A 26,758-nucleotide genomic window follows, 5' to 3' on the forward strand; every position below is an offset into this window, starting at 1 on the left:
CTGATGTGGATATGACTCTTTGAAGACAGGCCCTAGGGGCGTGTTTTGAAAGTAGCGCCCTAGGCGAGCGCGGCGAGGGCCGTGCGGATCTCCTGGACGAACGGTTCCAGGTCGCCCGGGTTGCGTGAGGTGATCAGGGTCCAGCCGCCGGCGCCGTCCGTCACGACCGGTTCGTCGGTCCACTCGCCCCCCGCGTTGCGGATGTCGGTCCGCAGCGACGCGTACGAGGTCAGGCGCTTGCCCGTGAGCACGTCCGCCTCGACCACGGCCCAGGGGCCGTGGCAGATGGCCGCGACCGGGCGCCCGGAGTCCGTGAAGGAGCGGACGATCCCGGTGGCGGCGCTCTGGAGCCGGAGGGTGTCGGCGTTCAGGGTGCCGCCCGGGATGAGCAGCAGGTCGTAGTCCGTGGGGTCGGCGTCGTCCAGGGTGAGATCGGGACGGACGCTCTTGCCCGGGTCCTTGTCACCGACCAGCGTCGCGATGTCGTCCATCGAGACGGCGGCGACGTCGACCTGGACCCCCGCACCGCGGAGGTGCTCGACGGGCACCACGAGCTCGTCCTGCTCCACGCCGTAGTTCGTGACGACGGCCAGTACCTTGCGCTGCTTCGTGCCGTTGTCGGTCATCGGGTGTCACCTTTCCTGTTTCCTGCGCGCGGCCCACCGGTCGTGGCCCGCGGTCGTGCCGGTCCTCCTGGCGCGGGGTCCCCCGCAGCTCAGGTTCCGTCGTCCTCCTGGATGTGGACGGCCGCCTCCTCGGCGGAGGCCGCTCCGCCGTCGATGCCGACGTCCCGGCCGAGCACCCGGTTGTTGCGTACGGCGCCGGGTTCCTCGTAGGTGGTGGCGACACGGCCGGCGCGTTCGTCCCCGGCGTCGTCCTCCTCCGGGCCGTTGTCCTCCGGCTCGCCGTCGTCCCGGCCGGAGACCTGGAGCGGGTCCTCCTCGGGCACCTCCTGCGCGAGGCGGCCGTCCAGGGACTCGCCCTCCCTCTGCTCCTCGCCGGTCGTGCCGTACTTCGAGACGCCCAGCGGCTTCTCCGGCGGGGAGTACCCGGTGTCCAGCTGGTCGTCGAGGTCGGGCTCGTCGATCACGTTCTCCGGGTCGAGGTCGTCCGTCGGCGGGTTGTCCACGTCCGAACCGTCCGGCTGGTAGACGTCGTCACCGCGTCCTTGATCCGACATCGGGCCGCTCCTTTCCCTTGAGGTCGTCCGTACCGCCGCCCGGCCCCCGCGAGGGCCGTACGGCGTCGCCGCTCTCCTGCCCACCCGTGCGCAGGTCAGTGCTCCGGGTTCCACGTACCGCCGTCCTCCGCCGTACGGGCGGATAGGGGAGGGCCGCCTGCCGGACGGGGAAGAATGCCTGGTCAGGCGCATCGCGGTCGAACCTCCGGCTCCGGCAGCTTATGGCCGATCCACGGCCGCTGCGACCGGGGCGGGACCCGCGTGTCCGGCGGGCGCCGAACCCTGGATAAGAACGTGTGTTCTATTGGCGGGGGTAGACTTGTCCCCATGTCCTTTCCTCTCCAGGGTTCGCTGTTCGACCAGGCCGACCGGCCGCGCCTGGGTCCGCTCACCGGGCTGCACAGGACGGTCCTCGGCGACGGGGCGTGGATCGACCTGCTGCCGGGCTGGCTGAGCGGCGCCGACGAGCTGTTCGCCGAGCTCGCTCAGGACGTGCCGTGGCGGGCCGAGCGCCGGCAGATGTACGACCGGACCGTCGACGTGCCCCGGCTGCTCGCGTTCTACCGCGCGCAGGACGCGCTGCCGAGCCCCGTGCTGGACGAGGCCCGCGACGCGCTGTCCTCCCACTACGCCGACGAGCTGGGCGAGCCCTTCACCACCGCCGGACTCTGCTACTACCGCGACGGGCGCGACAGCGTCGCCTGGCACGGCGACCTCACCGGACGCAGCTCACGCGAGGACACGATGGTGGCGATCCTCTCCCTGGGCGCCCCGCGCGATCTGCTCCTGCGCCCCTGCCGCGGCGGCGAAACGGTGCGCAGACCGCTGGGCCACGGCGACCTCATCGTCATGGGCGGCTCCTGCCAGCGCACCTGGCAGCACGCGATCCCCAAGACCGCCCACGCCCGGGGGCCACGGATCAGCGTCCAGTACCGCACCCGCGGAGTGCGCTGACCGAGGGAGCGACGGGCGCCCGGAAACGGGCGCCGCCTCCGTGTGTGCGTGGCCCCGTGGTCCGCGTCCCGCCGTCGGCCGGTGGCCATGGGTTGTCATGGCCTGACCAGGGAACTTTCCGGGACCGTACGCGTCGGCCGCCCCGCAAAACACACAGTCGACAATCTCGTTCCAGATCTTGCCGACATCCACTTCGGGCGATTACGGTCACCGCCAGGCGACGAGCCGGGTGCCCGGACCACCGCGGGGAGCGGGGGGCCGGGCACCCGGCCATTCAACTTAGGTTAGCCTAACCTCAACACCTCTGACGCCCGGTATGGGTTCATGAGAGTGAGGTCCCCTGAGTTGCTCTCGTCTCCCCGGACCCCTGGGGAGCCGCCGATCACCGGGCGGTGACCTTCCTCTGGCGCGGCACGCCCGCCACCCGGGCCGTCCAGGTGCTCCCCAACAAACTCGGCGACCCGCGCGCGCCCGAGGGCAACCTGATGGAGCAGGTGCCCGGCACCGACGTCTGGCACTGGACGCTGCGCCTGCGCCACGACTGGCGCGGAACCTACGACTTCTACGTCGACGAGGGCGGCGGCCCCGAGCCCGGTACCGCCGGCTACTGGCAGTGGCTCCGCACGCAGCGCCGCCACGATCCGCTCAACAGCCGTACGCTGCCGCGCCGCTGGGACGGTGGCCCGGTCTCCTGCGCCGAACTCCCGGCCGCGCCCGGCGGGCACGACTGGCAGCCGAGGCCGGACGTGGCCCGCGGCCGGGTCGCCGCCCACGAGGTGCCGGCCGTGAAGCTGGGGGGCGGCACCCGGCGCGTCTGGCTGTACGAACCGGCTGCCGGTCCTGAGTGGCCGGCGGAACTCCCCGTCCTCGTCCTCCTCGACGGCGAGCACTGGCAGCCGCACCTCGGGCTGGCGCACCTCATGGACAACCTGATCGCCGACGGCCGCATCCCGCCGCTCGTCGCCCTGCTCCCGGACTCCGTGGACGCGGACACCAGGTGGTCCGAGCTGACCTGCCGGCCGGAGTTCGCCGCCTTCCTCGCCGACGAGCTGCTGCCCTGGGCCGCGGCCCGTCTCCCCGTCACGGACGACCCGGCCCGTACGGTCGTCGCCGGCCAGAGCCTGGGTGGCCTCGGTGCCGCCCACGCGGCGATGTCCGCACCCGGCCGCTTCGGCAACGTCCTCGCCCAGTCCGGCTCCTTCTGGTGGCCAGACGGACCGCGGGCGGAGTGGCTCACCGACCGGATCGCCCGGACCCCGCGCCTCCCGGTGCGCTTCCGGCTCTCCTTCGGCGAGCAGGAATGGGTCGCCCTGCCCGCCGCCAGGCGCCTGCGTGCGGTCCTGGAGCAGGCGGGCTACGACGACGCCTCCTACCGGGAGGTCAACGGCGGCCACGACTACCTGTGGTGGCGCACCGAGCTGGCCGACGGCCTCGTGGACCTGCTGGGCCCCGACGCCCCGTCAGCGCCCCCGCGCGTCCCAGTTCGCGAGCACGGCGTCGGCCGCGGCGTGCAGATGCCCGGCTGAGGTGCCGTCGCACACCTGCGTCGAAATACCGAGCAGAAAGCCGTGGATCATCGACGTGACGCCGTTCACGTCGGTGTCCTCGGCGAGTTCTCCCGAGGTGACGCCGCGTACGACACACGCCCTGATGTGTGCGCGGTCCGCCGCGCGGCGCGCCGCCACCACCTTGCGCACTCCGGCCTCGCCCGCCCCCGGCGCCCGCACCGTCCCCGAGAGGGCGACGAGGCATCCACGGGGGTGGGACGTGTCGGTCTGCATGCTGATCGACCCGTGGAGGAGCCGGGCGACGGCCTCACGGGGACTCACCGTCTCGTCGGCCACGACATCGGTGACGCTGCCCGGTCCGGCGATGTAGTGCTCGACGGCCTTCTCGAACAGCCCCTCCTTCGAGCCGAAGGCGCCGTACAGACTCGCGGAGGACAGCCCGGTGGCCTCACGGAGCTGGGCCAGCGAGGTCGCTTCGTAGCCCTGTTCCCAGAACAGCAGCATCGCGGCCTGAAGGGCGGCCTCCATGTCGAAGGTGCGGGGACGGCCTGCGGGGGACACGGCATACCTCCTCCATTACGGACTGACTGATCCAGTTTGACACCGGCCAGCCCCGGAGTCAATATCGGATCGTTCAATCCATAATTAATGGAGGAGCCGACCCATGGCCACAACATGCCCCGAACCGACCCGTGAGCGAGCCCAAGGGGTTTTCCCTGTACCGGCTTTGGTGGTGATGGCGTGTACCGGATTCATCGTGATCATGACCGAGACACTGCCGGCGGGGCTGCTCCCGCAGCTCGCCGCCGGACTCGGCGTCTCCGAGGGCGGCGCCGGCCAGCTGGTGAGCGCCTACGCGATCGGAACGGTCCTCGCGGCGATACCCGCCATCACGCTGACGCGAGGAACGCGACGGAAGCCGCTCCTCCTCGCGGGTCTGCTCGGATTCCTCGTCGCGAACGCCGTCACCGCCGTGTCGCCGTCGTTCACCCTCGCCCTGGTCGCCCGGTTCGTCGGGGGAGCCTTCTCCGGCCTGCTGTGGGGCATGCTCGCCGGATACGCCCGGCGTATCGTCGCGCCTGAGCGCGCCGGGCGTGCCCTGGCCATCGCCATGACCGGAACCCCGCTCGCGCTGGGCATCGGAACGCCCCTCGGCTCCTGGCTGGGCTCGACGGTCGGCTGGCGCTGGTCCTTCGCCGCGATGTCACTGCTCAGCGTCATCGTCATGGCCTTCGCGATGCTCCTCGTGCCCGACGCGCCGGGGCAGTCGGCGCGGACGCGCGCTCCGCTCGGCCGGGTGCTGGGCATTCCCGGCGTGGCGACCGTTCTCACCGTCGTGTTCGTCTGGATGCTCGCGCACAACCTGCTCTACACCTACATCGCTTCCTACCTGCGGCAGATGCGTCTCGGGCTCCGGCCCGACCTCGCCCTTCTCGTCTTCGGTATCGCCGCGCTCGGAGGGATCTGGATCACCGGTGTGCTCGTCGACCGCGCACTTCGCAGGCTCACGCTGGCGAGCGTGGCCCTGTTCGTCGTCGCCGCGGCGCTTCTCGGCGCCGCGCAGCACTCCACGGTGTTCGCGCTGCTCGCGATCGCCCTGTGGGGCCTCGCGTTCGGTGGCTCGGCGACGCAGGTGCAGACGGCCATGGGGGAGGTCGCCGGCGAGAACGCGGATGCGGCGAACGCGATGCTGACGACATCGTTCAACCTGGCGATCTTCGCGGGAGGTGCCGCGGGGGCCGTGGTCGTCGACGGCGTGGGTGCGGCGGCCCTGCCCGCCGGGATGATCGCTCTCGCGCTCGTGGCGCTCGTGACGGTCGGTCTCGGCCGGCGTGCGGCGTTCCCCGCAGGGCGTTGACCGGACCCCCGACGCTTGCCGCCGGGCCCCTCGGTGTCCGGGTCACTCGTCGAGGGCGTCGGTCATCGTGTCGAGGTCGGCGAGGAGGGCCGGCAGTCGCCCCTCGGGAATGCTCCTGATCATGCGTTCCTCGATGGCGTAGACGGCGCCGCGTGCCGCTCGCAGGCGCCGCTCGCCGGCCGGCGTCAGATGGGTGGGCAGGGCGCGGCCGTGGTCGGTTGTGAGCGGCCGGGTGATGAGGCCGGCCTCCTTGAGGCCGCGCAGGACGACATTGGCCGACTGCCGGGTGACGAAGGTGCCGCGGGCCAGATCGGCGTTGGACAGGCCGGGGCGCTCGTCGAGGAGTTCGAGGCAGGAGTACTGCGGGACGGTGAGGTCGTGCTCGCGCAGCGCCTTGTCCATGGCGTTGCGCAGGGCGGCCGAGACGCGCTTCAGGCGGTATCCGACGTGCTCGGTGACGTCCCGGGCCGGGTGGGGCGCGGGGACGGGTGAACGCTCTTCCATGTCAATATTTTGACATAGCCGCAGGCCGGTGCCTAAGGTCAGGTATGTCAAAGCCCTGACATCGAAGGGGTGCCCCCGGGCATCCCCGGGCAAGCCCCGGACATTCCCCAGGAGGAACCATGACCGCCACCGTCGAAGGCCCCGACTTCATTGCCCTGCAGGTGAAGGACGTGCCCGGCGCGGCCGCCTTCTTCGAGGAGCGCCTCGGGCTGCGCCGGGCCCCCGACGGGCCGCCCCACGCCGTCGTCTTCGCGACCAGCCCGATCCCGTTCGCCGTCCGCGAGCCGTTGCCGGGCGTCGACCTCGACGGCGACGCGCGCCCCGGTCTCGGTGTGGCGCTCTGGCTGCGCACCACGGACGCCGGCCTGCTGCGCGAGCAGCTCGTGGCGGCGGGAACGGAGGACGTCACGCCGTTGCAGGACAGCCCGTTCGGGCCGGTGTTCACGTTCACCGGCCCCGAGGGCTACCGGCTCACCGTCCACGGGGGCTGACCGCGGCCCCGTACCTCAGGGCGTGCGGCGGGTGGCCGGCTCCAGCGTGGCGGCGCACGCCGCGTGCGGAGCCGGGCCGAACCTGACGGACCACCCCGCCGGCACCTCCCGCCAGACCGGCCACAGGGACAGCCGGCCGGCGGTGTTCTCCAGCACCAGATGCGTGGCGCGGCCCTCCGGGCCCGGGTCGAACGGACTGTTTCCCGTACTCATGCGTCCAGCTCCTTCAGACGGGCCGCCAGGACGGCCGCGATGTCGTCGAGAGGGCGGTCCCGCATCAACTGCGGGTGGGTGCAGTCGAGGTCGAGGTTGTCGATGGCCCCCGTCACATGGGCCCGCCATGCCTCACGGGTGAGCCAGTCCTCCGCGCGCGGGGCGGCGGCCGTGAAGAACAGCAGGTCGCCGTCGTACCGCTTGTGCCGGTGCTCGCGCATCATCCGGGCGTGGTTCGGCACGATGTCGACGATCTTCGACAGCGTCCGGTCGCTGAGCCCCGCCAGCGGGCTGCCCGCACGGCGCAGCGTCGCCAGCACGTCCTCCTTGTCCTGTTCGTGCGTGCGCTCGAAGCCCGCCATCCGCAGTACGGCGGTCAGCGCGTCGCCCTCCTCCGGGGCCGCCCTCTCCCGCCACTGCTCGGCCGGGAACGTGTCCAGCAGCGCCAGCAGTTCGACCTCCTCGCCGGCCTCCTGGAGCAGCACCGCCACGGTGTGCGCCAGCACCCCGCCCACGGACCAGCCCAGCAGCCGGTACGGGCCGTGCTCCTGGACCGCCCGGATGTGCCGTACGTAGTCGGACGCCTCCTCCTGCAAGGTGTGCGGCAGCGGTTCGTCCCCGGCCAGCCCGCGGGCCTGGATGCCGTACACCGGCTGCTCCGGGCCCAGGCGGGCCGAGAGCCCGGCGTAGCACCACGCGATCCCGCCGGCCGGATGGATGGCGAACAGCGGTGGACGCCGGTCCCCGCCGCGCAGCCGCAGGACGACGTCCAGCGCGTCCTCGGACGCCGGCCCCGTGGAACCGAGCCGTGCGGCGAGCGCGGCCGGTGTCGGGGACTCGAACAGCGAGCCGATGGTCAGCTCGGCGCCGAACTCCTCCCGTACGCGCGCCACGAGCCGCACGGCCAATAGCGACGTACCGCCCAGGTCGAAGAACGCGTCGTCCGGGCCCACCCGTCCGACGTCCAGGACCTGCGCGAACAGCCGGGTCAGCGCCTCCTCCCGCGCGTCCGACGGACGCCGTGCGCCCGCGCCGCCGCCGAACACCGGGGCGGGCAGTGCGCGCCGGTCCAGCTTGCCGTTGGGGCTCAGCGGGAAGGCGTCCAGCGCCACCACCGCCGCCGGCGCCATGTGCTCCGGCAGCTCCCGCGCCAGCGAGGCGCGGACGGCCACCGGGTCGGCGCCCCCGGTGATGTAGCCTCGCCGGGTCGGTCCTCCCGTACGAGGGCGCAGGCGGCGTCCACCCCCGCGCGGGCGGTCAGCGCCCTCTCGATCTCGCCGGGCGGCCCGCCAGGTAGAGCTCCCCGGGGACCCCCGGCGGGCAGGGCTGCAACGCCGCGTCGAGCACGTACAGACGGGTGTTCCAGACGGGCCGGCCGATCGGCACCGGACCGGTGGCGTCCGCCGCGCAGGCGTGGAAGGAGACGTCGACGGCCGCCTCCGTGGGGCCGTACAGATTGTGCAGCTCCGCACCGGGCAGCGCGCGGCCGAACGCGGCGGCGGTCTCGCGCGGCAGGGCCTCACCGCTGCAGAAGACCCTCGTGAGGCTCCCGCACGCCTCCGCGTCCGCCTCCGCGAGGAAGACCTGGAGCATCGACGGCACGAAGTGGCAGGTGGTGACGGACTGTTCGCGGATCAGCCGGGCCAGGTGGGCCGGGTCCCTGTGACCGCCCGGCTCGGCGAGCACCAGCGCCGCGCCCTGGCGCAGCGGCCAGAAGAACTCCCACACCGACACGTCGAACGACGACGGTGTCTTCTGGAGCACCCGGTCGTCCGCCGTCAGCCCGTAGGCACCCTGCATCCAGCGCAGCCGGTTGTCGATCGCCGCGTGCGACACGACGACGCCCTTGGGACGGCCGGTCGAGCCCGAGGTGTAGATGACGTACGCCGGATGGACCGGGGTGAGGGGCCGCGACGGGTTCACCCAGAGGTACTCCGAGACGTCGAGACCGTCCAGGACGACCAGCGGGGTCCCGGTGTCCTCGGGGAGCCGCCCCGCCCGGTCGGTCACCGCGCACACCGGCGCCGCGTCCCGCAGCATGTACGCGAGCCGCTGCTCCGGGTAGTCCGGGTCCAGCGGCAGATACGCGGCCCCCGCCTTCAGCACCGCGAGCAGGGACACCACGAGCTCCACCGAGCGCGGCACCGACACCGCCACCACCGCGCCGGGCCGGGCGCCGAGCGTCCGAAGATGCCGGGCCAGCCGGTTGGCACGGGTGTTCAGCTCCTCGTACGTGAGCGAGATGTCGCCGAACACCAGGGCCGTCGCGTCCGGGGTGCGTGCGGCGCGCGACTCGATCGGGCCGATCAGCGTCGTGGGCGGCAGCACCCGGGCCGTGTCGCTGAACGTGCCGAGGACCAGCTCCAGTTCGGCCTCCGTGGCGATGCCGTGCGCGGCCGTAGGGACATGCGGGTCGGCCCGGCTCAGCCGCTCCACCAGACGCAGGAAGCGCTCCTGGTGGGCGGCCAGCTCCTCGTCGCCGTACAGTGCGGGGTTGCCGTCGTGGTCGATGCGCAGGCCGTGGCCGTCGGACCGGTCGTAGATGTTCAGCGTCAGGTCGTCGACCGGACCCGCGGACAGATTCCGGGCCCGCGCGGTCGCTCCGGCGAAGTCCACGTCGTAGTCGAAGGGCATGACGTTGACGAGGGGGCCGACCAGCCCGCGGTTCTCGCCGAGGAGGCGCAGGTCGCGGCGGATGTCCTCGTAGCGGTAGCGCTGGTGGCGGCGGACCTCGCGGATGCCGAGCACCACCCGGCGCACCAGCTCGGCGAAGGTGGCGTCGGGGGAGACGTCCAGGCGCAGCGGCAGCACGTTCATCACCATGCCCGGCACCCGCAGCGAGACGGACCCCACGCGGCCCATCATCGGCAGCCCGAGCACGACCTCCTGACGGCCGGTCGCCCGCGCGGTGTAGAGGGCCTGGGCGGCGATCAGGACGTCCGGCCAGGACGCGCGCAGCCGGTCCGCCAGGTCCCGGAGACCCTCGGTGGCCTCAGGGCCCAGATGGGAGGTGCGGCCCAGGAACGTCCGTGCGGGCAGTGCCCCGCGGCCCGCGAGCCGGGGCACCTCGGGCCGGTCCGCGAACGCCCCGGTCCAGTGGGCGCGGTCGGCGGTGAAGGCCTCGGAGGACCGGTACGCCGCGTCCTCCCCGACCAGGTCGGCCAGGGTTCCGAACGCCCGCGCCCCTGGCTCCTCGCCCCGGGCCAGCGCGGTGTAGACCTCGGCGGTACGCCGTACGAGGAGCGAGTAGCCGAAGCCGTCCATGACCAGGTGGTGGATGCGCTGGTACCACAGCCACCGCTCCTCGCCCACACGGAACAGGGCGTGCCGGAACAGGGGCCCCGACGACAGGTCGAAGGGCTCGGCCAGGTCCGCGCGCATCCACTCCTCCGCGTCCCGCCCGGCGTCGGCCGCGTCCCGCAGGTCGTACGTCGTGAGGGGCAGCGGGACCGAGGGGAGGACGCGCTGGCGCGGGCCGTCCGGGGAGTCCTCGACGGTCACCCGCAGGGCGTCGGCCTCGGCGGTCACACGGCGCAGGGCCGCCGCGAACACCTCCGGGTCGACCGGCCCGTCGATCTCCAGGCACTCGGCCGTGTTCTGCGCCGGGCTGAGCGGATCGAGCGACTGGGCGAACCACATGCCCGACTGGGCGGCGGTCAGCGGCAGTACGACGTCCGGGGCGGCCGATGCGGTCGTGGCGGTCGTGGCGTCCGGTGCGCCGGACGTGTCCGTGGTGCCGGCGGGCGGTACCGGTCCGGTCCCGTCGGAGCCGGTGAGCAGGACGGTCATGAGGCCTCCAGCAGCGGCGCCCAGACATCGATGGCGGGCTGCTCGGCCAGGTCCGCGAAGTCCGCCACGACACCGTGGTCCCGGCGCCAGCGTCCCAGCAGCGACATGATGCGGACCGAGTCCAGGCCGTGGTCCAGGAGGTTCTCGTCGAGGGGGATGTCCGCGGGGTTCTCACCGAGGGCGTCGGAGACATCGTGACGGATCAGTTCAAGGGTGAGCGTCACGGTGTTCAGACCCCCTTCAGGAGGTCGCCGGTCGAGGTGACGACCGCGCAGCGGCCCGCGGCCCAGCGCAGGGCCATGTCGTGGTCCTCGCGCGAGAAGTCCGCCACGGCGTCGGCGACCACGAAGGCCTGGATGTCGCGCATCCACGCGTCGCAGGCGCTCATGAGCACCCCGATGTGGGCGTACACACCGGTGATCACCAGCTGGTCGCGTCCGGACTCCCGCAGCAGGGCGTCGAGTTCGGTGCGTACGAACGCGCTGTACTTCCATTTGGTCAGGACGGTGTCGCCGTCCGCGGGCGCGACGGCGTCGGGTATCGCCAGCGCCTCGGGGTCGTCGGCGGCACCGGGACCCCAGAAGTCGAGCTGGAGACCGCGCTCCTGCGCCGTCTGGCCACCGCGCTGCACCGAGTATACGACGGGCACACCGAGGCGGCGGTACGCCTCGATGACGCGGGCCGTGTTGTCGAGCATGCCGGTGAGGGGCTGCTCACCGGGCGGGAAGGCGCCGAGGAAGTGGTTCTGGAGGTCGTGGACCAGGAGGACGGCCCGCGCGGGGTCGACGGTCCAGTCCACGCGGTTCGCGGGCAGTTCGGCTTCGGTCGGCAGTGCGTAGGAAGCGATGGCGGGAAGAGCCATGGGGTGGAACCTTTCGGTGCCGCTCTGGGCGGAACTCGGTGCTGATCTCAGTGCTGAGCGGGTTCGGCGGCCGGGCCGGGGACCGCGTCGGAGCGCAGTCCCTTCTTGCTGACCTTGCCGATTCCGGTCTGCGGGAACGCCTCGACGAATTCGACGAGGTCGGGGACCTTGTACGCGGCGACACCACGCTCACGCACGAGGCGTTTGATCGCGGCCGGCTTCAGCGGCTCGGCGCCGTCGCGCAGGATGACGTAGGCCAGGGAGCGTTCCCCCAGGTACGCGTCGGCCACCCCCACGACGGACACGTCGTGCACCGACGGATGACCGAGGATGATGTTCTCGATCTCCTCCGGGGCGACCTTCTCGCCGCCCCGGTTGATCTGGTCCTTGGCGCGGCCCTCGACGACCAGATGGCCCGTCGGGGTGCGGCGCACGATGTCACCGGTGCGGTAGAAACCGTCCTCGGTGAAGGACTTCCGGTTGTGCTCGGGGGCCCGCCAGTAGCCCCGGATCGTGTACGGACCGCGGGTCAGCAGGTGCCCGAAGCCCCCCTCGGGCACGTCCTCGTCCGCGTCGTCCACGACGCGGATCTCGTCGTCCTCGGAGATCGGCAGGCCCTGTGTGGTGACCACGGTCTCGTGGTCGTCGTCCAGGCGCGTGTAGTTGACGAGACCCTCGGCCATGCCGAAGACCTGCATGAGCCGGCAGCCCAGCGCGGGCTCCAGCCGGCGGGCCGCGGCCTCGCTGTACTTGGCGCCGCCGACCAGGACCAGCTCCAGGCTCGACAGATCGTGCCCGGTGCCCTGACCCGCCTCCGTCCACACCAGCGCCAGGGGCGGCACCATCCCGGTCATCGTGACGCGTTCGCGTTCCACCAGCGGGAACGCCGTCGCCGGATCGGGGCTGGGGCAGAGGACCACGGTGCCCCCGGCGTAGAGCGTCCCGAGCCAGCCCGGGGAGCTCATCGGGAAGTTGTGCGCGGCGGGGAGCACGACGAGGTAGCGGGTGTCGCCGTCGACACCGCAGATCTCGTTGGACCCGCGCAGCGAGTAGATGTAGTCGTCGTGCGTACGCGGGATGAGCTTGGGGACCCCCGTGGTGCCGCCCGACAGCTGGAGGAACGCCAGATCGTGCGGCGCCGGCTCGTACCCGGTCTCCGTGGGCGCGCACGGCACCTCGGACAGGGCGGTGTGCTCGCCCGGCGCACCGACGACGAAGACGTGCTTCAGGGTCGGCGTGCGCTCCTTGACCTTCGTGGCGAGCGCGAGATGGTCGAAACCGGCGTGCCGGTCGGGCACCACATAGGCCACGGCCTCGGTGAACGAGCAGAAGTACTCGATCTCCGTCTCCCGGTGGGCGGGCAGCGCGTAGACGGGCAGCGCGCCGATCCGGAAGAGCGCGAAGACGACCTCGATGAACTCGGCGGTGTTCGGGAGCTGTACGACGACGCGGTCGCCCGGCGCGATGCCGCGCGCCGTGAAGCCGGCGGCCAGCCGGGAGGCCCGCTTGTCCAGCTCCCCGTACGTCCACGCACGGCGTTCGGGGGCGGGGTCGACGACCGCGACCCGGTCGGGGTGCGCGGCGGCGCGCTCGCGCAGCATCCCGCCGAACGTCTCGCCGCGCCAGTGGCCCGCCGCGCGGTAGCGCTCGGCGAACTCGGCGGGCCAGGTGGGCGCGTCGGCGGTCCGGGAGGTGTTCACAGGGCGGCTCCCACGGCGCTCAGGAAGGTACGGAACTTGGCGCCGGTCTCCGCCGTCTCGGCGGCCGGTGAGGACTCCGCGACCACGCCCGCGCCGGCGAACAGCCGCAGGGTGCGGCCCTCGGCCTCGGCGCAGCGGATGGTCACCACCCAGTCGCCGTCGCCGTCCGCGTTCTGCCAGCCGACCATGCCGGTGTACGCACCGCGGTCGAAGGGCTCGGAGTCCGCGATGACCTGCCGGGCCACCTCGGTCGGCGTACCGCAGACCGCCGGCGTGGGGTGCAGCGCGGACGCCAGGTCCAGGGCGGTGGACGAGGGGTCGCGCAGCTCCCCGGTCAGGGTCGTCGACAGGTGCCACATGGCCGCGGTCCGTACGAGGGTGGGCCGTTCGGGTACGTCCAGACGTGAGCAGAACGGTGCGAGGGCCTCACGGATGGCGTCGACCACGACGGCGTGCTCGTGGAGGTCCTTCGGCGAGTCGAGGAGGGCCGCGGCTCTGCGGACGTCCTCCGCCAGATCGGCGCTGCGCGGCGCGGAACCGGCCAGCGGGTTGGCAACGAGACCGCTGCCCCGGCGGGCCACGAGGAGCTCGGGGCTCGCACCCACGAGCGTACGGCCGGGGCCGCTGGGCACGGCGAAGGTGTAACCGCCGGGGTCACGCCGTGCCAGCCGGCTCAGCATGGCGGGCAGGTCGAGGTCACGGGCCGAGGTCAGTTCCAGGGTGCGCGCGAGGACGACCTTGTCGAACTCACCGGCGCGCATCCGCTCCACGGCGGCGGCGACCGCCGCGGCGTACTCCTGGGCGGCCGGCACCTCACGTATCCGCCAGTCGTCGCCGTCACCGGCGTCGGGACCGTGCAGCGCGATCAGCGGGTCCGTGCGCAGGGCGGTCGCCCACCGGACGGTCTCCGGGACGGCGAGCGAGGCCGCACCGCCGGGAGCGAACGGTACGGAACCCACGACGACCGGCGCCGGGTCGCCCGCGCGCCGGGCGGCCTCCAGGGTCTCCCGCACCCGCAGCGGCAGGGGCCGTGCGTCGTGCGGCACCAGCGCCGCGGTTCCGGAGCCGAGCAGGGTGTGGCCGGGTGTCGCGAGGAAGCGGTCCGTGCCGGGCCGGTAGGCCTCCAGCAGGGTGGTCGCCGCGCCGGGGGAGTCGAGCGGGGGCGGAGCGGCGGGGACGCGCAGAGATGCAGACATGGTGGTCTCCAGTGGGGAGGGCTCGAGCGTCGGCAGGGTGGCTGGCGGCGCGGGCTCAGGCCCGCAGGGTGGCGCCGCCGTCGACGTACAGGTCGTGCAGGGTGATGTGCCGGGCGCGGTCGGACACCAGGAAGGCGACGGCGTCGGCGATGTCGGAGGGGTCGGCGATCCGTCCGAGCGGGATACCGGTGCGGTACGTCGAGGGGTCCCCCTCGATGACACGGCGCGCGGCGGCCTCCTCGTCGCCCGCCGTCCACATGCCGCGCTGCATGTCGGTCAGGGTCGAGCCGGGGGAGACGGTGTTGCACCGCACGCCCCTGGGCGCCACTTCGAGGCCGAGACACTTGGTGAACATCACGGCCGCCGCCTTGGAGGCCGCGTACGCCGCCATGCCCGTACGGGGGATGCCGGCGGCGTTGGAGGCCACCGTGACGATGCTGCCCGAACCCCGCTCGGCCATCCGGCGGGAGACCGAGCGCGACACGTGGAACACGCCGTCGGTGTTGACGGCGAACGTGGCCGCCCACTCCTCGTCCGACAGGTCGGCGACCGACGAGACACGGAGGACTCCGGCCACGTTGACCGCGATGTCCAGCGGACCGAGCGTGCGCTCCGCCTCCTCGACGAGTTCCTCGACGGCCGCCGGGTCCGTGACGTCGAGCGTGCGTCCGGTCACCCGGCCCTCGTACGTCTTCTCCAGGGCGGTGACGCCCTCCGCGTCCAGGTCGGTGGCGAGGACCCGGGCGCCACGGCCCGCGAGGGCGTGCACGACGGCCTCGCCTATGCCGCGGCCCGCACCCGTCACGAGGGCGAGCCGGCCGGTGAGTTCCTGCTCGGTGCTCACTTGACCATCGCCTTCCGGATGTCGTCGAGCACCGAGACGGCGGCCTGCGCGCCACCCAGGCTGGTCCACTTGGTGCCGTCGACGACGGTCGCGTGCTCCTCGCGGACCGCGCCCAGCTGCTGGTAGGCGGGCTTCTTCGCCAGCTCGCCGAGCAGGTCGGCGTCGGTGCCGGAGTCGAGGGAGCCGATGAACAGCCAGTCCCCGTCGATCTCCTGGAGGTTCTCGTCGCTGAGCGGCGTCGAGTGGCCCTCACCCTTGTCGTTCTGGATGCCCGGCCGCGCGAAGCCGAGGTCCTTCACGACATCGCTGATGAAGACGCCCTGCTGCATGACCGCGGTGCCCTTGGCCGAGTAGCGGGCGACCGACACGCTCGCGCCGGCCTGATCGCCGAGGTCGCTCCTGAGCGCGGCGGCCCTGGTCCCGTAGTCGGCGAGGAACTTCTCGGCCTCGTCGGCCTTCCCGAGCGTCGTGCCGGTGAGCTGGAGTGCCTTCTTCCAGTCCTTGGTGTCGTCGATGGTGACGACCGTGGGCGCGATCTTCCGGAGCTGCGCGAGCACCTGCTCGTCGGCGAGCTGACCGGCCAGGATCACATCCGGCTTCGCCTGGACGACCTTCTCGATGTCCGGGCCGGTGACGGCGCCGACCACGGGGATGCTCTTCGCCTGGTCCGCCAGGTACTGGGGGGCGCCCTTCCGGCCACGGCCCGCGGTCAGGCCCACCGGCTCGACGCCCAGGGCGAGGGAGGCGTCCAGGTCCATCTCACTGAGCGCGACCACGCGTTCGGGGGTGGCCGGCACCTTCACCTTCGTCCCCGTCGCATCCGTGACCCGGGTCGTCACCGCGGTCCCCGCGTCGGCTGCGTCGGCTTTGTCCTCGGACCCGCAGGCGCTCAGGGTGAGAGCGCAGAGCGTGAGCAGGGCCGCCGATACGGCGGGACGTGCGATACCGCTTCCGCGGGACGAGGGGGACGAATACGGCGCCATGGCCTTGGATCTCCGTTTGCGTTCGGACGAATCCAGTTCCGGCTGGGCGCCCTCCGAACCTGAATCGGAGAGAAGCGGTACGCATCGCGCCACTTCAGGACATAGGCCTGCCCATGACCCGCCAGAACCGGACGAGTTCGTTTAGGTTAGGCTAACCTTATGTCGATAGCGCAAGGGGGTCCGTCAAGATCAGCCGGATCCCGCCCCTCCGAAGGCCCTCCGCCCCAGGACCACCCAACTCCATGGATCGCGGCGGGACTTCTGCTTCTTCTCGTGGCTCTTGTGCTGCTCTCCCTCGTCATCGGCACCGGTGGAAGCCCCGTCGGGCGCGCCTGGGACTTCCTCCTCGGCGACCCTGCTGCCAGGGCCGACGCCCAGATCCGACTGGCCGTCATGGACGTACGCCTCCCGCGTACGCTCGCCGCGCTCCTGGTGGGCACCTGCCTCGGGGCGGCAGGCTGTCTGCTCCAGGCCGCCACCCGCAATCCACTGGCCGAAACCGGTCTGCTGGGCGTCAACTCCGGCGCCGCCCTGGCCGTTGTCGTCGGGCTCACCTTCTTCGGCGCCGGCTCCCCGGGCGCGCTGCTCGTGTGGGCGCTCGTGGGTGGCATGGCCGCCAGCGCCGTCGTCCTGCTCCTCGCCGGATCGGGACGGACCGCGGGCTCACCCCTGCGCCTGGTCCTGGCCGGTTCCGCACTCGGCGCCACCTTCCACGGCTGCACCTCCTACGTCCTGCTCGGCACACAGTCGACGTTCGACACCTACCGGTACTGGACGATCGGTTCCCTCGCCGGGGTCGAGGTCTCCGATCTCGTCCCCTGCTGCCGCTGATGGCACTCGGCCTGCTCACCGCGCTGGCCTGCGCGCGCCCGCTGTCGGCCCTCGGCCTCGGGGACGACGGCGCCCGCTCGCTCGGCCACCACCCCGGCCGCATCCGGCTCGTCGTCGCCGGAGCGGTCTCGCTCCTCGCGGGCTGCGCGGTGGCCGTGGCCGGACCCATCGCCTTCCTCGGCCTGCTGGCCCCGTACGCCGCGCGGGCGCTGACCGGGCCCCGGATGACGGCCCAACTCGTCCTGTCCGCCCTGATCGCGGCCGACATCATGCTCCTGGCCGACATCCTCGCCCGGGTCGTCATCCGGCCCTGGGAGACACCGGTCAGCGTGCTGCTGGCCTTCGTCGGCGGCCCGATGCTCGTCTGGATCGCCCGCTCCTCCCGCCTGTCCACCGCGGGGACCGGCGCATGACCGGCCTGGAACCGGCCGGCGTGACGACTCCGGGAGCCGGTGCCGGGGCGACCCCACCGGACCGCACCCGAGCCGCCGATGTGACGCCCCCCGACAGCACCGTGCTCCGCAGGGGTGCGTACTCCTGGCTCCTCCCGCGCCGCAGCGCGCTCACCGCCGCGGTCCTCGTGCCGGTCCTCGCCGTCCTCGTCGCCCTCGCGGTGATGGCGAGTTCGACCGGCATGAGCCTGCCGGAGACCCTCTCCGGGCTCCTCGGCACCGGCGACCCGGGCACCGTGATGATCGTGCGGGACTTCAGACTGCCCCGCGTCTTCGTCGGGCTCCTCGTCGGCGCCGCGCTCGGCATCGCCGGCTGCCTCACCCAGACCCTGGCGGGCAACCGCCTCGCCACCCCCGACCTGGTCGGCGTCAACGACGGTGCCACCGCGGCCGTCGTGGCCGCCGCGGCGGGATCCACCACCGGCATGGTGGGGAACTGGTGGCTCGGCCCGGTCGGCGCCGTCGCGGCCGCCGTGATCGTCGTCCTGTGCGCGGGCGGAGCCGGAAGCGCCGGTTACCGCGTCCTCGTGACCGGCATCGGGGTCTCCACGTTCCTCGGCGCGGTGGGCGACCTGATCATGTCCAGGGAGAACGACAACACGGCGGGCGGCGTCTTCCTCTGGGCCGTCGGCAGCCTCAACGGCCGCGACTGGGGCGCCGGTACGCCGCTGTCGCTCGTCCTGCTCCTCCTCGTCCCGCTCGCCCTGGCCGTCGGCCACCGGCTCCAGCTGCTGCGCTTCGACGACGACGTGGCCTCCTCGCTCGGCGTCGACCTGCGCCGGCTGCGCGCGGGGGCCCTGGCCCTCGCCGTCGCCCTCGCGGGCACGGCCGTCGGCGTCGGCGGGCCCATCGCCTTCGTCGCGCTCGCCGCCCCGGTCCTCGCCCAGCGGATGGCCGGACCCACCCGGGTCCCGGTCACCGGCTCCGCGCTCACCGGCGCGGCCCTGATCGCCGCCGCCGACGCCCTGGGCCGGGGCGCCGCCCCCGTCGAACTGCCCGTCGGCGTCGTCACCAGCGTCCTCGGCGGCCCCTTCCTGCTCTGGGTCCTGTTCCGCCCGGACCGTGCCACCGGAAAGGCATGACCAGTCCCATGACCGAAGCACCCCGCGATGCCGTGCCCGGCCTCGAAGTCACCGCGCTCCACGCCGGATACCCCGGCCGGCCCGTCGTCGAGGACGTCGGCCTCACCGTCCCCGCCGGCCAGGTCGTCGCGATCGTCGGCCCCAACGGCTGCGGGAAATCGACCCTGTTGCGCACCGTCGCACGCCTGCACCGCCCCGAGTCGGGAACCGTACGCGTCGGCGGGGAGGACATCTGGGAGCTCACCCGGCGCCGGGCGGCCCACCGCGTCGCCCTGCTGCCCCAGTCGCCGCGCGCCCCGGAGGCCGTCACGGTCGCCGGGCTCGTCCGCTACGGCCGCCACCCCCAGCAGGGCCTGCTGCGCCAGTGGTCGAAGGAGGACGAGAACGCCGTACGCGACGCGCTGGAGGCCACCGGGACGACCGGACTGGCCGCCGAGCGCCTGGACAGGCTCTCCGGCGGCCAGCGCCAGCGTTGCTGGCTCGCGATGGTCCTCGCCCAGCACACCCCGGTCATCCTGCTCGACGAACCCACCAGCGCCCTCGACCTCGGCCACGCCGTGGAAGTCCTGGAACTGGTCAGGGAGGTGGCCGCCACCGGCCGCACCGTCGTCATGGTGCAGCACGACCTGGCGGCGGCCGCCCGGTACGCCGATCTCCTCGTGGCCATGAAGGACGGGCGGGTCGTCGCCCGGGGCGAGCCGGCCGGGACGGTCGACGAGGCACTGGTGAAGGAGCTCTACGGGCTGGACGCCGACATACTCCGCGCCCCGGGCGACGCCTCGCCCGTCGTGGTGCCGAGGAGCCGGCCGCTCAGGTAGCGGACGCGGCGGGCTTCGGCTCCCGTACGGACGGCCGAGAGGGCCGGGTGCGGGGTCCGAACACCGCGAGGGCCACGGCGCCCACCATCCAGACGCCGGCGATGAAGTAGAAGACGCTCTGGTAGCCGGTGCGGTTGTAGAGCGCCGCGATGATCAGCGGCCCCGCGGCGTTCGACAGCCGGCCGATCCCGTAGGTGATGCCCGTCCCCAGGGAGCGGCTCCGGGTGTCGAAGAGCTCGGGGGAGTAGGCGTACGCGAGGGCCGTGTAGCCGCGCTCGAAGAGGTTCACCAGGAAGCCGAAGATCACGATGAGGACGGGGTCGAAGGTCAGACCGTAGAGCAGACCGCACACCGCGATGACGGTGCCGAACGCGACCAGGCACCACTTGCGCTCGAACCGGTCGGTGACCAGGGAGGCCAGATAGGAGCCGAGGGGTGCGCCGACCGTGGTGAGGGCGACGTAGAAGACCGACTTCTCGACGCTGAAGCCCTCCTTGGACAGCAGGGTGGGCGCCCAGCTGGAGTAGCCGAAGAAGCCGATGGTCTGGGTCACCCAGAGCACGGTGAGCAGGAGCGTCGGCGCGAGGTACCTCTTGCGCAGCAGCAGACGCAGCGGTGCCTTGACCGCCGGGGGCTCCTCGACGGGCTCCGCCGGCACGGCGAGCGGCCCCTTCTCGGCGCTCACCAGGGCCTCGATCTCACGCAGCACCGTGTCGGCGGCGGCGTGGTCGCCCTTGCTCTCGTACCAGCGGGGCGACTCCTTGAGGTGCCTGGAGAACAGCACGAGGAGGATGCCGAGCGCTCCCCACAGGTAGACCAGCCGCCAGGACCAGTCGCTGAGCGGGACGACGAGACTGGCGATCAGGTTGGTGGCCGGCGTACCGCAGATCCCGATGACCATGGCGTACGCCTGGAACTTGCCGCGGACGGCGGCCGGATACATCTCGTTGACGTAGATGACCGCGACGACGGTCATCGCCGACAGGCCGGCCGACGTGAGCACCCGGAAGACGCCCAGCGAGACGACGTCCCACGAGAAGACCGAGACGAACGAGAAGAAGCCGAAGAACAGCGTGGTGCGGAGCAGGGTCTTCTTGCGGCCCCACCGGTCGGCGACGGCTCCCGCGACGACGGAACCGAGGAACATGCCGACGAACGACAGCGAGGTGACGTAGGCGACCTGGTCGACCGTCACCCCCCAGAGGTCGATCAGCTTGGGGGCGGTCGTCGCGAAGCTGTTGATGTCCGCGAACTCGAAGAAGTACGCGAAGGCCACGGCCAGCAGGGTGGTCTTGTGGAAGCGGGAGATCGGCAGCCGGTCCAGCCGGTTCGCCGCATTGGCGTGCTGCATGGGGACGGTCCCTGTCGGAGTGCGGGTGCGGGGGAGATCAGACGCCTTCGCCGGGCCAGTACAGGCTCATCGGGTTGGCGACGAGGAGCCGGTGCTGCTGCTCGGGGGTGACCGCGACCTGAGGCACGTGGTCGATCAGGAGACCGTCGTCGGGCATGTGGTCCGTGAGATTGGGGTGCGGCCAGTCCGTGCCCCACAGCACCCGGTCCCCGAACTCCTCGACCACGCGGCGGGCGAACGGCACGACATCGGTGTAGGCGTGCTTCTCGCCGTCGAGGGCGGGGGGACCGGTCACGCTGAGGCGCTCGGGGCAGCTCACCTTCACCCAGACGTCGTGGGAGTCGACGAACCGGAGGAAGCCGGTGAACTGCGGGCCGTCCACCGGCAGGGACACATCCGGCCGGCCCATGTGGTCGATCACGAGAGGAGCGGGCAGGGAACCGAAGAAGTCACCCAGTTCGGGGAGATCGGCGCTCTCGAAGTAGAGCACGATGTGCCACCCCAGCGGGGCGATCTTCGCGGCGATCGTGGCCAGGTCCTCCTTCGGGGAGGTGTCCACCAGGCGGCGGAGGAAGTTGAAGCGGACCCCGCGCACCCCGGCCGTGTGGAGCTCGGCCAGTTCGGCCTCGGTGATGTCCGGCCGGACGGTCGCGATGCCGCGCGCCCGGCCGCCGGCCGCGCGGACCGCGTCGGTCATCGCGGTGTTGTCGGCGCCGTGGCAGGTGGCCTGGACGATGACCGCGCGGCTGACGCCCAGGTGCTCGTGCAGTGCGGCGAGCCGGTCCTTCCCGGCGTCGCAGGGCGTGTACTTGCGCTCGGGGGCGAAGGGGAACGCGGCCTGCGGCCCGAACACATGGCAGTGGGCGTCGACGGTGCCCGCCGGAAGCCGGAACGCGGGTACGGACGGATCCGGGTACCAGTCCAGCCAGCCCGGGGTCTTGGGGGAAGGCACACTCATGGAATCTCCTGAAAGCACGAAAGGCACAAAGGGGCAGGGGCAGGCGCGTGTCCGTTCCGTGCGGGGTCAGCGGCCCTGACGCTTCAGCAGGGCGTCCAGGCGCGGGTAGACGGAGCGGGCGTTGTGCTCCTGGATGTCGGCCAGCTTCTCCGGGGGCAGGTCCGCGGCCTCCGCGTAGCGGCGCGTGTCGTCGAAGTGGTGGCCGGTCCGGGGGTCGACGTCACGGACGGCGCCGATCATCTCCGAGGCGAAGAGGATGTTCCGGGTGGGGACGACGTCGAAGAGGAGGTCCGAGCCGGGCTGGTGGTACACGCAGGTGTCGAAGAAGACGTTGCCCAGCACGTGCTCCTCCAGCGGCGGCTTCCCGAGCGCCATCGCCAGGCCGCGGAACCTGCCCCAGTGGTAGGGGACGGCGCCGCCGCCGTGGGGGATGACCAGCCGGAGGGTGGGGAAGTCCCGGAACAGGTCGCCCTGCACGAGCTGCATGAACGCGGTGGTGTCGGCGTTCAGATAGTGCGCCCCCGTCGTGTGGAACGCCGGGTTCACGCTGGTGCTGACGTGGACCATCGCCGGGATGTCGTACTCGGCCATCTTCTCGTACAGCGGGTACCAGGAGCGGTCGGTGAGCGGCGGGGCGGTCCAGTGGCCCCCGGAGGGGTCCGGGTTGAGGTTCAGCGCGACCGCGCCGTACTCCTCGACGCACCTGACGAGTTCCGGTACGCAGGTCGCCGGGTCGACGCCCGGGGACTGGGGGAGCATCGCCGCGGGGACGAAGCGCTCCGGATAGAGACGGCTGACACGGAAGCACAGCTCGTTGCAGAGGGCCGCCCACTCCGAGGAGGTGGCGAAGTCACCCACGTGATGCGCCATGAAGGACGCCCTGGGTGAGAAGACCGTCATGTCGATGCCGCGCTCGTCCATCAGCCGCAGCTGGTTCGGCTCGACGCTCTCGCGCAGCTCGTCGTCGCTGATCCTGAGATCGGCCCTCCGCGGGGACTGGGAGGCGTCACCGAGCGCCGCGATCTGCTGGTTCCGCCAGCCCTCCAGGGCGGGCGGGGCCGTCGTGTAGTGACCGTGGCAGTCGATGATCATCGATGTTCCTCTTCGAAGTGCCTGTGTGTCCTGCCTGCCCGTACGGGGCCGGAGGGCTGGGCCCCGGCCTGCCTCGCCCGGCCGGCTGTCACGCCACCGTAACCGTCGATGAAATTGTTGACAATATGCCTGACGAGAAAGTTTCGGGCATCATCGCTGATAGCGCGGCGTGCGATCCACGCGGCGGTGAGGATGTCCCGACGACGTACGGAAGGCGGAGGGGTGACGGCGAATCAGGTCACCGGCCGGACAGGCCGGAGCGCGGTCTCCAGCGGTATCAGGGAGGCGCTCGCGGCGGGCGACATGGTGCCGGGGCAGCGCCTGGTCGAACAGGAGCTGTCCGAGGTCTTCCGGGCGACCCGGAGCTCGGTGCGGGAGGCGCTCCAGGACCTGGCGGCCGAAGGGCTGGTGGAGCTCATCCCGCGGCGCGGTGCGCGGGTGAGGGTGATCTCCGTCGAGGAGGCGATCCAGATCACCGAGTGCCGGGCCCTGCTGGAGGGCCTGTGTGCCAGGCGGGCGGCGCAGTACGCCTCGGACGAGGTGCGCCGGGAGCTGAAGGAGATCGGCTCGGCCATGACCCGGGCCGTGGAGGACGGCGACCCGGACGCCTACTCGGTGCTGAACCGCAGGCTGCACGAGTGCGTCGGCGAGGTCAGCGACCAGAAGGTCGCCCAGGCCCTGCTGGAGCGGATGAACGGCCAGATGGTGCGCTACCAGTTCCGGCTCGCGCTGCGCCCCGGCCGTCCGGCGCAGTCGCTGCCGCAGCACCTGGCGATCATCGAGGCGGTCGTGGCGGGCGACCCGGACGCGGCGGAGGCCGCCGCGCGGGCGCACGTCGAGAGCGTCGTCGAGGCACTGAGGGAGACGCCCGTGCCGGTCCGCCTCCACTGATACGGGGCGGGGGTCCTGGGGGCGGGCGTCGTCCGGTCAGGCGGCGAGCAGGTCCACGAACGCGGCGAGCTTCCCCCTCGTCCGCTCGATCTGCTGCTCGACGGTGAGCGACTCCTCGAAGCGGCCGCCGGGCGCGGGCGTCTTCCTGCCGCGTACGTAGAGCGAGCAGTCGAGGTCGGTGCAGAGGTAGATGCCCACCGAGTTGCCGTCCCGGCCGGCCTGTCCCCGCTTCCGCGCGGTCATCAGGGAGACCCCGCTGCCCGGGTGCGTGGTCAGGCAGACCGAGCACATGCTGCGGTGCAGGAAGCCCCGCTGCTGGGACGGGAACCGGAGGGTGATCCCGACGAGCTCGCCCCGCAGCTCGGTGACGATGTAGCTCCGGTCGGGGGCCGAGAGGTCGCGCCAGCCCAGGAAGTCCAGGTCGTCCCAGTGGCGCTCGTCGAGATCGCGCGGGAGCGGCAGACGCTTCGCCTCTCCCTTGGAACAGTTGACGAACGACGCTCGGATGTCCTGCTCACTGACGGCTCTCATGCGTTCGACGCTAACTCTGCCTATGACTCCTAGGCAAATGTTTTAACGACCTAGGAGTTTTCCGTGGAGTCCGGGTCCCGGGGCGGGGCGATCCGCAGATGGTGGGCCGGCGGATGCCCGATGCCGAGCTCCGGGCGCCAGACGGCCAGGATCTGGGCCGACGGATCGAAGAGGGGCCCCGGAAGGTCCTCGGGGTCGGTCCACCGCCACGCAGCGATGAGGTGCGGCTCGGTGACCTGCGGGTCCGCCGACTCCACGCTCACCAGCGCGCCCATGCTGATCCGGTTGATGCCTCCGACCACGTCGTGCACCATCGCGAAGACGGTGACGGCGTCCACGGGCACCCCGAGGCCCGTCTCCTCGCGCAGCTCGCGGGCGGCTGCCGCCGCGACCGACTCATGGGTCGGGTCGACCTTGCCGCCGGGCAGCTCCCAGGTGCCGCCGTGGTGCCTCCCCAGCAGGATCCTGCCCTCCCCGTCCTGTACGACGACACCCACACCGAGAGCCGCCTGGGCGAGCGGCGGGCGGGTGTTCCTGGGCGGGACGTTCACGGAATCGATGGTCATGCGCTGTCTGCTCCCGGCCGGTCGGATGGTCCGTTCCCCCAGGGGGCGTACGCCTCCCATGGGGCTCGGGCCATCCTCACACGGCGGTCACGCGACCAGATTGAGCGTGGTCCCCGCGATGCCGAGCCGGACCGACTGCCCCCACGTCAGCTCCAGCGCGTCGGACTCCATCCCGTCGCCGAACACCACCATCCGGTCCGACTCGACGGTGAGCCTGAGACCCTCCCCGCCCGCCAGCTCGCCCGCGACCATCGAGGTGCCCGTGGCCGGTGAGGGCCAGGCCTCGCGCACGAACCAGACCAGTCGGGGATCGGAGGGGGCCGGCAGCCGCAGCGCACTGCCGCGCTCCAGCCAGAGGGAGCGCAGCCAGCCGGTGGAGCCCGTGCCTGTGCCGACCAGGACGCCCGAGGACGCCTGCGGCTCCCCGGCGGACGGGGCGCCGTCGGGGCCGATGCGGTAGCGGGCCGTCTGATGGCCGGGCGGCCCGAGATAGATCTCGTTGAGGGCGAGGAGCCGCTGCGTGTCGTCGGCGACGGCCTCGGTCATCGTGAGGGCGTCCACCCGTCCGCCGGGTGACGCCGCTGCCCGGCACAGCGCCGCGGTGTCCCGGGCCCGGTGGCGTACGAGGACCCCGGGATTGCGGCCCGGGTCGGTGTCGATGCCCACCACGGGCTGGCCCGACAGGTACTTCGCGGCGTTGGCGACCAGACCGTCCTGCCCGACCACCACGACCACGTCCTCGGGCCCGAACAGGAAGCGGTCCAGGTCCGCCCGCTCCACCCGGGTCCGCCGCCACCGCAACGGCAGGGCGGCGGCCACCTCCGTGAGCGCCCGTTCGGCACGCCGGTGACGCTCGGCCACCTCGTCGATCGACCGCCCCCGCCCGGCCAGCACGAACGCGGCCTGCCCGTGCGTCCCGTGCCGGGCCAGGAGCTCCTCGTACTCCGTCGTCCGGTGCACCAGCACCGCCCGCGGGGCCAGGCTCACGCCCGCGCCTCCGGCTCCGGCCTGCCGAGCCTGGCGAGCAGGCCGGTCAGGACGTCGGGGGAGAGGGTGAGGCTGTCGATGCGGGGCAGGTTCTCGGCCAGCCGCGTCGCGGCCAGGGCGTGCAGCGTGCCGGGGTCGGCCTCCGCGTGCGCCCGCAGCCAGGCCGCCTGCGCCTCCGCGCGCGCCGCTCCGACATCGCGGGCGGCCTCCGCCTCCGCGCGGGCCAGGCGCACGGTGCGGGCGGCCTCGGCGGCCGTACGCACCTCGTCGGCCGCCGATTTCTCCTCGGCCTCCCGGCGCGCGTTGGTGCCGCGCTGGTCGACCAGCTGCTCCTCGCGGCGGGCGAGCTCGATCTTGCTGGCGAGCTCGTTCTCGGCGATGGTCCGCTCACGCTCGACGGCGACGGCCCGGCGCTCGTACACCGACCGGTCGGCCTCCTGCTGGATCTGCTCCCTGGCCGGTGTCCGCAGGGCACGCTCCACCTCCGCCTCGGGACGGATCGCGACGACGCGTACGGCGACGACCTCGATGCCGGTGGCCGGCAGCCGGGGCTCGGCGGCGAGCCCGGTGGCGACCCGCTCCCGTACGGCGGCGACCCCGTCCACGAGGGCGGTGGCCAGCGGGGTGCGCGCCAGCACGTCCAGGGTGTGCTGCTGCGCGGTCTCGGTGAGCAGGGTGGCGAGCTGCTCCAGCGGCGCACCGCGCCACACCCCGGTGTCGGGGTCCACCGAGAAGTCGAGCCGTACGGCGGCCAGGGCCGGGTCGCTGATCCGGTAGGTGACCGTCGCCTGCACGGTGACGTCCTGGAAGTCCGCCGTACGGGCGTGGAACGCCATCGCCAGCTCGCGGTCGTCGACCGGGACCTCGGAGAGCGCCGCGGAGAGCGAGCGGTACCAGAAGCTCAGTCCGGGGCCGTCGTGCGTGAGCGTGCCGCGCTTGTGATGCCGGATATGGGCGGTGGGCGCGGAGCGCAGATGACGCCAGCCGAAGCGCCGGGTGATGTCGGCCATGTCGGTCCCCCTCTTTCTCGTCATAAAGACGATAAAGGGAGCCGCTGGACATCGTCAAGAGGACGAGAAGGGGGTGCGGACAGCATGCGGCCGGCCGGTGATCTCCC

At 72.4% G+C, this 26,758-nt stretch carries 24 protein-coding genes and 3 pseudogenes; 8 read left to right on the forward strand and 19 right to left on the reverse strand.

Annotated elements, in window-relative coordinates:
* Positions 1-59: 59 nt before the first annotated feature.
* Both JKV81_RS05750 and JKV81_RS05755 read right to left on the reverse strand, forming a co-directional pair.
* Positions 60-626 carry a type 1 glutamine amidotransferase domain-containing protein gene (locus JKV81_RS05750; protein WP_129259780.1) on the reverse strand — a complete coding sequence of 189 codons (567 nt, stop codon included), beginning with the start codon at positions 624-626 and terminating at the stop codon, positions 60-62.
* Positions 627-715: 89 nt separating this feature from the next.
* The gene (locus JKV81_RS05755) at positions 716-1,180 is read right to left on the reverse strand and encodes a DUF5709 domain-containing protein (RefSeq protein ID WP_202075052.1); all 465 of its coding nucleotides are present in this window, start codon (positions 1,178-1,180) and stop codon (positions 716-718) included.
* 327 nt (positions 1,181-1,507) lie between these two features.
* Between JKV81_RS05755 and JKV81_RS05760 the strand changes: the two genes are divergently transcribed.
* Both JKV81_RS05760 and fes read left to right on the forward strand, forming a co-directional pair.
* Positions 1,508-2,134, forward strand: coding sequence for an alpha-ketoglutarate-dependent dioxygenase AlkB (locus JKV81_RS05760; RefSeq protein WP_129259781.1), 627 nt, complete (start codon positions 1,508-1,510; stop codon positions 2,132-2,134).
* A gap of 350 nt (positions 2,135-2,484) precedes the next feature.
* Positions 2,485-3,660: pseudogene (fes, locus tag JKV81_RS05765) on the forward strand (enterochelin esterase); the annotation flags it as partial.
* Here the strand turns inward: fes and JKV81_RS05770 are convergent.
* Positions 3,595-4,203, reverse strand: coding sequence for a TetR/AcrR family transcriptional regulator (locus JKV81_RS05770; RefSeq protein ID WP_202075053.1), 609 nt, complete (start codon positions 4,201-4,203; stop codon positions 3,595-3,597). The pseudogene fes and the gene JKV81_RS05770 overlap by 66 nt on opposite strands.
* A gap of 175 nt (positions 4,204-4,378) precedes the next feature.
* Here JKV81_RS05770 and JKV81_RS05775 point away from each other — a divergent pair, with 175 nt between their 5' ends.
* Entirely contained in the window at positions 4,379-5,500 is a 1,122-nt protein-coding gene (locus JKV81_RS05775; RefSeq protein ID WP_268980650.1) for an MFS transporter, read from the forward strand.
* 42 nt (positions 5,501-5,542) lie between these two features.
* On the opposite strand, the gene JKV81_RS05780 is transcribed toward JKV81_RS05775, so the two are convergent.
* Positions 5,543-6,004, reverse strand: a complete 462-nt coding sequence (locus JKV81_RS05780; protein WP_129259784.1) for a MarR family winged helix-turn-helix transcriptional regulator — start codon at positions 6,002-6,004, stop codon at positions 5,543-5,545.
* Between the two features lie 119 nt (positions 6,005-6,123).
* Between JKV81_RS05780 and JKV81_RS05785 the strand changes: the two genes are divergently transcribed.
* On the forward strand, positions 6,124-6,495 hold the full coding sequence (locus JKV81_RS05785; RefSeq protein WP_124279038.1) for a VOC family protein: 372 nt from the start codon (positions 6,124-6,126) through the stop codon (positions 6,493-6,495).
* A gap of 15 nt (positions 6,496-6,510) precedes the next feature.
* On the opposite strand, the gene JKV81_RS05790 is transcribed toward JKV81_RS05785, so the two are convergent.
* The 8 genes and pseudogenes from JKV81_RS05790 to JKV81_RS05825 form a co-directional block, all read right to left on the reverse strand.
* The gene (locus JKV81_RS05790) at positions 6,511-6,708 is read right to left on the reverse strand and encodes an MbtH family NRPS accessory protein (protein ID WP_129259785.1); all 198 of its coding nucleotides are present in this window, start codon (positions 6,706-6,708) and stop codon (positions 6,511-6,513) included.
* Positions 6,705-10,347: pseudogene (locus tag JKV81_RS05795) on the reverse strand (amino acid adenylation domain-containing protein). The gene JKV81_RS05790 and the pseudogene JKV81_RS05795 overlap by 4 nt, the downstream one beginning before the upstream one ends.
* A gap of 146 nt (positions 10,348-10,493) precedes the next feature.
* Positions 10,494-10,721: a phosphopantetheine-binding protein gene (locus tag JKV81_RS05800; protein ID WP_202075054.1), complete on the reverse strand. Its 228-nt coding sequence runs from the start codon at positions 10,719-10,721 to the stop codon at positions 10,494-10,496.
* Between the two features lie 5 nt (positions 10,722-10,726).
* Positions 10,727-11,359: an isochorismatase family protein gene (locus tag JKV81_RS05805; protein ID WP_124279041.1), complete on the reverse strand. Its 633-nt coding sequence runs from the start codon at positions 11,357-11,359 to the stop codon at positions 10,727-10,729.
* A 47-nt stretch (positions 11,360-11,406) separates the two neighbouring features.
* Positions 11,407-13,059 (reverse strand): (2,3-dihydroxybenzoyl)adenylate synthase, encoded by a 1,653-nt coding sequence (locus JKV81_RS05810; protein WP_202075055.1) that lies wholly within the window; start codon positions 13,057-13,059, stop codon positions 11,407-11,409.
* Positions 13,056-14,255 carry an isochorismate synthase gene (locus JKV81_RS05815; protein WP_202075056.1) on the reverse strand — a complete coding sequence of 400 codons (1,200 nt, stop codon included), beginning with the start codon at positions 14,253-14,255 and terminating at the stop codon, positions 13,056-13,058. The genes JKV81_RS05810 and JKV81_RS05815 overlap by 4 nt, the downstream gene beginning before the upstream one ends.
* 55 nt (positions 14,256-14,310) lie before the next feature.
* Positions 14,311-15,099, reverse strand: coding sequence for a 2,3-dihydro-2,3-dihydroxybenzoate dehydrogenase (locus JKV81_RS05820; RefSeq protein ID WP_202075057.1), 789 nt, complete (start codon positions 15,097-15,099; stop codon positions 14,311-14,313).
* Entirely contained in the window at positions 15,096-16,082 is a 987-nt protein-coding gene (locus JKV81_RS05825) for an ABC transporter substrate-binding protein (RefSeq protein ID WP_202075058.1), read from the reverse strand. Before JKV81_RS05825 ends, JKV81_RS05820 begins: the two co-directional genes overlap by 4 nt.
* 159 nt (positions 16,083-16,241) lie before the next feature.
* Here JKV81_RS05825 and JKV81_RS05830 point away from each other — a divergent pair.
* The 3 genes and pseudogenes from JKV81_RS05830 to JKV81_RS05840 all read left to right on the forward strand — a co-directional run bounded on the left by JKV81_RS05830 (position 16,242) and on the right by JKV81_RS05840 (position 19,265).
* A pseudogene (locus tag JKV81_RS05830) lies at positions 16,242-17,326 on the forward strand (FecCD family ABC transporter permease).
* Complete coding sequence (locus JKV81_RS05835; RefSeq protein ID WP_202075059.1) at positions 17,323-18,447, forward strand: FecCD family ABC transporter permease; 1,125 nt, start codon at positions 17,323-17,325, stop codon at positions 18,445-18,447. Before JKV81_RS05830 ends, JKV81_RS05835 begins: the two are co-directional and overlap by 4 nt.
* Positions 18,448-18,455: 8 nt before the next feature.
* Positions 18,456-19,265: an ABC transporter ATP-binding protein gene (locus JKV81_RS05840; protein ID WP_372444076.1), complete on the forward strand. Its 810-nt coding sequence runs from the start codon at positions 18,456-18,458 to the stop codon at positions 19,263-19,265.
* Here JKV81_RS05840 and JKV81_RS05845 read toward each other — a convergent pair.
* The 3 genes from JKV81_RS05845 to JKV81_RS05855 all read right to left on the reverse strand — a co-directional run bounded on the left by JKV81_RS05845 (position 19,258) and on the right by JKV81_RS05855 (position 22,666).
* Entirely contained in the window at positions 19,258-20,616 is a 1,359-nt protein-coding gene (locus tag JKV81_RS05845) for an MFS transporter (protein WP_202075061.1), read from the reverse strand. The genes JKV81_RS05840 and JKV81_RS05845 overlap by 8 nt on opposite strands.
* A gap of 37 nt (positions 20,617-20,653) precedes the next feature.
* Positions 20,654-21,574 (reverse strand): amidohydrolase family protein, encoded by a 921-nt coding sequence (locus tag JKV81_RS05850; protein ID WP_202075062.1) that lies wholly within the window; start codon positions 21,572-21,574, stop codon positions 20,654-20,656.
* Between the two features lie 66 nt (positions 21,575-21,640).
* A complete protein-coding gene (locus tag JKV81_RS05855) occupies positions 21,641-22,666 on the reverse strand; it encodes an amidohydrolase family protein (protein ID WP_129259794.1) in 1,026 nt (341 codons plus the stop codon).
* A gap of 192 nt (positions 22,667-22,858) precedes the next feature.
* Here JKV81_RS05855 and JKV81_RS05860 point away from each other — a divergent pair, with 192 nt between their 5' ends.
* Positions 22,859-23,557: a GntR family transcriptional regulator gene (locus tag JKV81_RS05860; protein ID WP_202075063.1), complete on the forward strand. Its 699-nt coding sequence runs from the start codon at positions 22,859-22,861 to the stop codon at positions 23,555-23,557.
* A gap of 36 nt (positions 23,558-23,593) precedes the next feature.
* On the opposite strand, the gene JKV81_RS05865 is transcribed toward JKV81_RS05860, so the two are convergent.
* The 4 genes from JKV81_RS05865 to JKV81_RS05880 form a co-directional block, all read right to left on the reverse strand.
* A complete protein-coding gene (locus JKV81_RS05865; RefSeq protein WP_202075064.1) occupies positions 23,594-24,088 on the reverse strand; it encodes an FBP domain-containing protein in 495 nt (164 codons plus the stop codon).
* A gap of 50 nt (positions 24,089-24,138) precedes the next feature.
* Positions 24,139-24,654: a nucleotide triphosphate diphosphatase NUDT15 gene (locus JKV81_RS05870; RefSeq protein WP_202075065.1), complete on the reverse strand. Its 516-nt coding sequence runs from the start codon at positions 24,652-24,654 to the stop codon at positions 24,139-24,141.
* An 87-nt stretch (positions 24,655-24,741) separates the two neighbouring features.
* Positions 24,742-25,641, reverse strand: a complete 900-nt coding sequence (locus tag JKV81_RS05875; protein ID WP_124279052.1) for a diacylglycerol kinase catalytic domain-containing protein — start codon at positions 25,639-25,641, stop codon at positions 24,742-24,744.
* The gene (locus tag JKV81_RS05880; RefSeq protein WP_202075066.1) at positions 25,638-26,651 is read right to left on the reverse strand and encodes an SPFH domain-containing protein; all 1,014 of its coding nucleotides are present in this window, start codon (positions 26,649-26,651) and stop codon (positions 25,638-25,640) included. The genes JKV81_RS05875 and JKV81_RS05880 overlap by 4 nt, the downstream gene beginning before the upstream one ends.
* Positions 26,652-26,758 lie beyond the last annotated feature (107 nt).

The sequence above is a fragment of the Streptomyces silvae genome (assembly GCF_016745505.1).
GTDB classification, from domain to species: Bacteria; Actinomycetota; Actinomycetes; order Streptomycetales; family Streptomycetaceae; genus Streptomyces; species Streptomyces silvae.

Bases quoted from the DNA above. Each gene is read 5' to 3' on its own strand.
- JKV81_RS05790 (WP_129259785.1), bottom strand. From the start codon at position 6,708: ATGAGTACGGGAAACAGTCCGTTCGACCCGGGCCCGGAGGGCCGCGCC.
- JKV81_RS05845 (WP_202075061.1), bottom strand. From the start codon at position 20,616: ATGCAGCACGCCAATGCGGCGAACCGGCTGGACCGGCTGCCGATCTCC.
- JKV81_RS05750 (WP_129259780.1), bottom strand. From the start codon at position 626: ATGACCGACAACGGCACGAAGCAGCGCAAGGTACTGGCCGTCGTCACG.
- JKV81_RS05755 (WP_202075052.1), bottom strand. From the start codon at position 1,180: ATGTCGGATCAAGGACGCGGTGACGACGTCTACCAGCCGGACGGTTCG.
- JKV81_RS05880 (WP_202075066.1), bottom strand. From the start codon at position 26,651: ATGGCCGACATCACCCGGCGCTTCGGCTGGCGTCATCTGCGCTCCGCG.
- JKV81_RS05815 (WP_202075056.1), bottom strand. From the start codon at position 14,255: ATGTCTGCATCTCTGCGCGTCCCCGCCGCTCCGCCCCCGCTCGACTCC.
- JKV81_RS05860 (WP_202075063.1), top strand. From the start codon at position 22,859: ATGTCCCGACGACGTACGGAAGGCGGAGGGGTGACGGCGAATCAGGTC.
- JKV81_RS05760 (WP_129259781.1), top strand. From the start codon at position 1,508: ATGTCCTTTCCTCTCCAGGGTTCGCTGTTCGACCAGGCCGACCGGCCG.
- JKV81_RS05775 (WP_268980650.1), top strand. From the start codon at position 4,379: ATGGCGTGTACCGGATTCATCGTGATCATGACCGAGACACTGCCGGCG.
- JKV81_RS05805 (WP_124279041.1), bottom strand. From the start codon at position 11,359: ATGGCTCTTCCCGCCATCGCTTCCTACGCACTGCCGACCGAAGCCGAA.
- JKV81_RS05855 (WP_129259794.1), bottom strand. From the start codon at position 22,666: ATGATCATCGACTGCCACGGTCACTACACGACGGCCCCGCCCGCCCTG.
- JKV81_RS05840 (WP_372444076.1), top strand. From the start codon at position 18,456: ATGACCGAAGCACCCCGCGATGCCGTGCCCGGCCTCGAAGTCACCGCG.
- JKV81_RS05825 (WP_202075058.1), bottom strand. From the start codon at position 16,082: ATGGCGCCGTATTCGTCCCCCTCGTCCCGCGGAAGCGGTATCGCACGT.
- JKV81_RS05780 (WP_129259784.1), bottom strand. From the start codon at position 6,004: ATGGAAGAGCGTTCACCCGTCCCCGCGCCCCACCCGGCCCGGGACGTC.
- JKV81_RS05870 (WP_202075065.1), bottom strand. From the start codon at position 24,654: ATGACCATCGATTCCGTGAACGTCCCGCCCAGGAACACCCGCCCGCCG.
- JKV81_RS05835 (WP_202075059.1), top strand. From the start codon at position 17,323: ATGACCGGCCTGGAACCGGCCGGCGTGACGACTCCGGGAGCCGGTGCC.
- JKV81_RS05850 (WP_202075062.1), bottom strand. From the start codon at position 21,574: ATGAGTGTGCCTTCCCCCAAGACCCCGGGCTGGCTGGACTGGTACCCG.
- JKV81_RS05785 (WP_124279038.1), top strand. From the start codon at position 6,124: ATGACCGCCACCGTCGAAGGCCCCGACTTCATTGCCCTGCAGGTGAAG.
- JKV81_RS05865 (WP_202075064.1), bottom strand. From the start codon at position 24,088: ATGAGAGCCGTCAGTGAGCAGGACATCCGAGCGTCGTTCGTCAACTGT.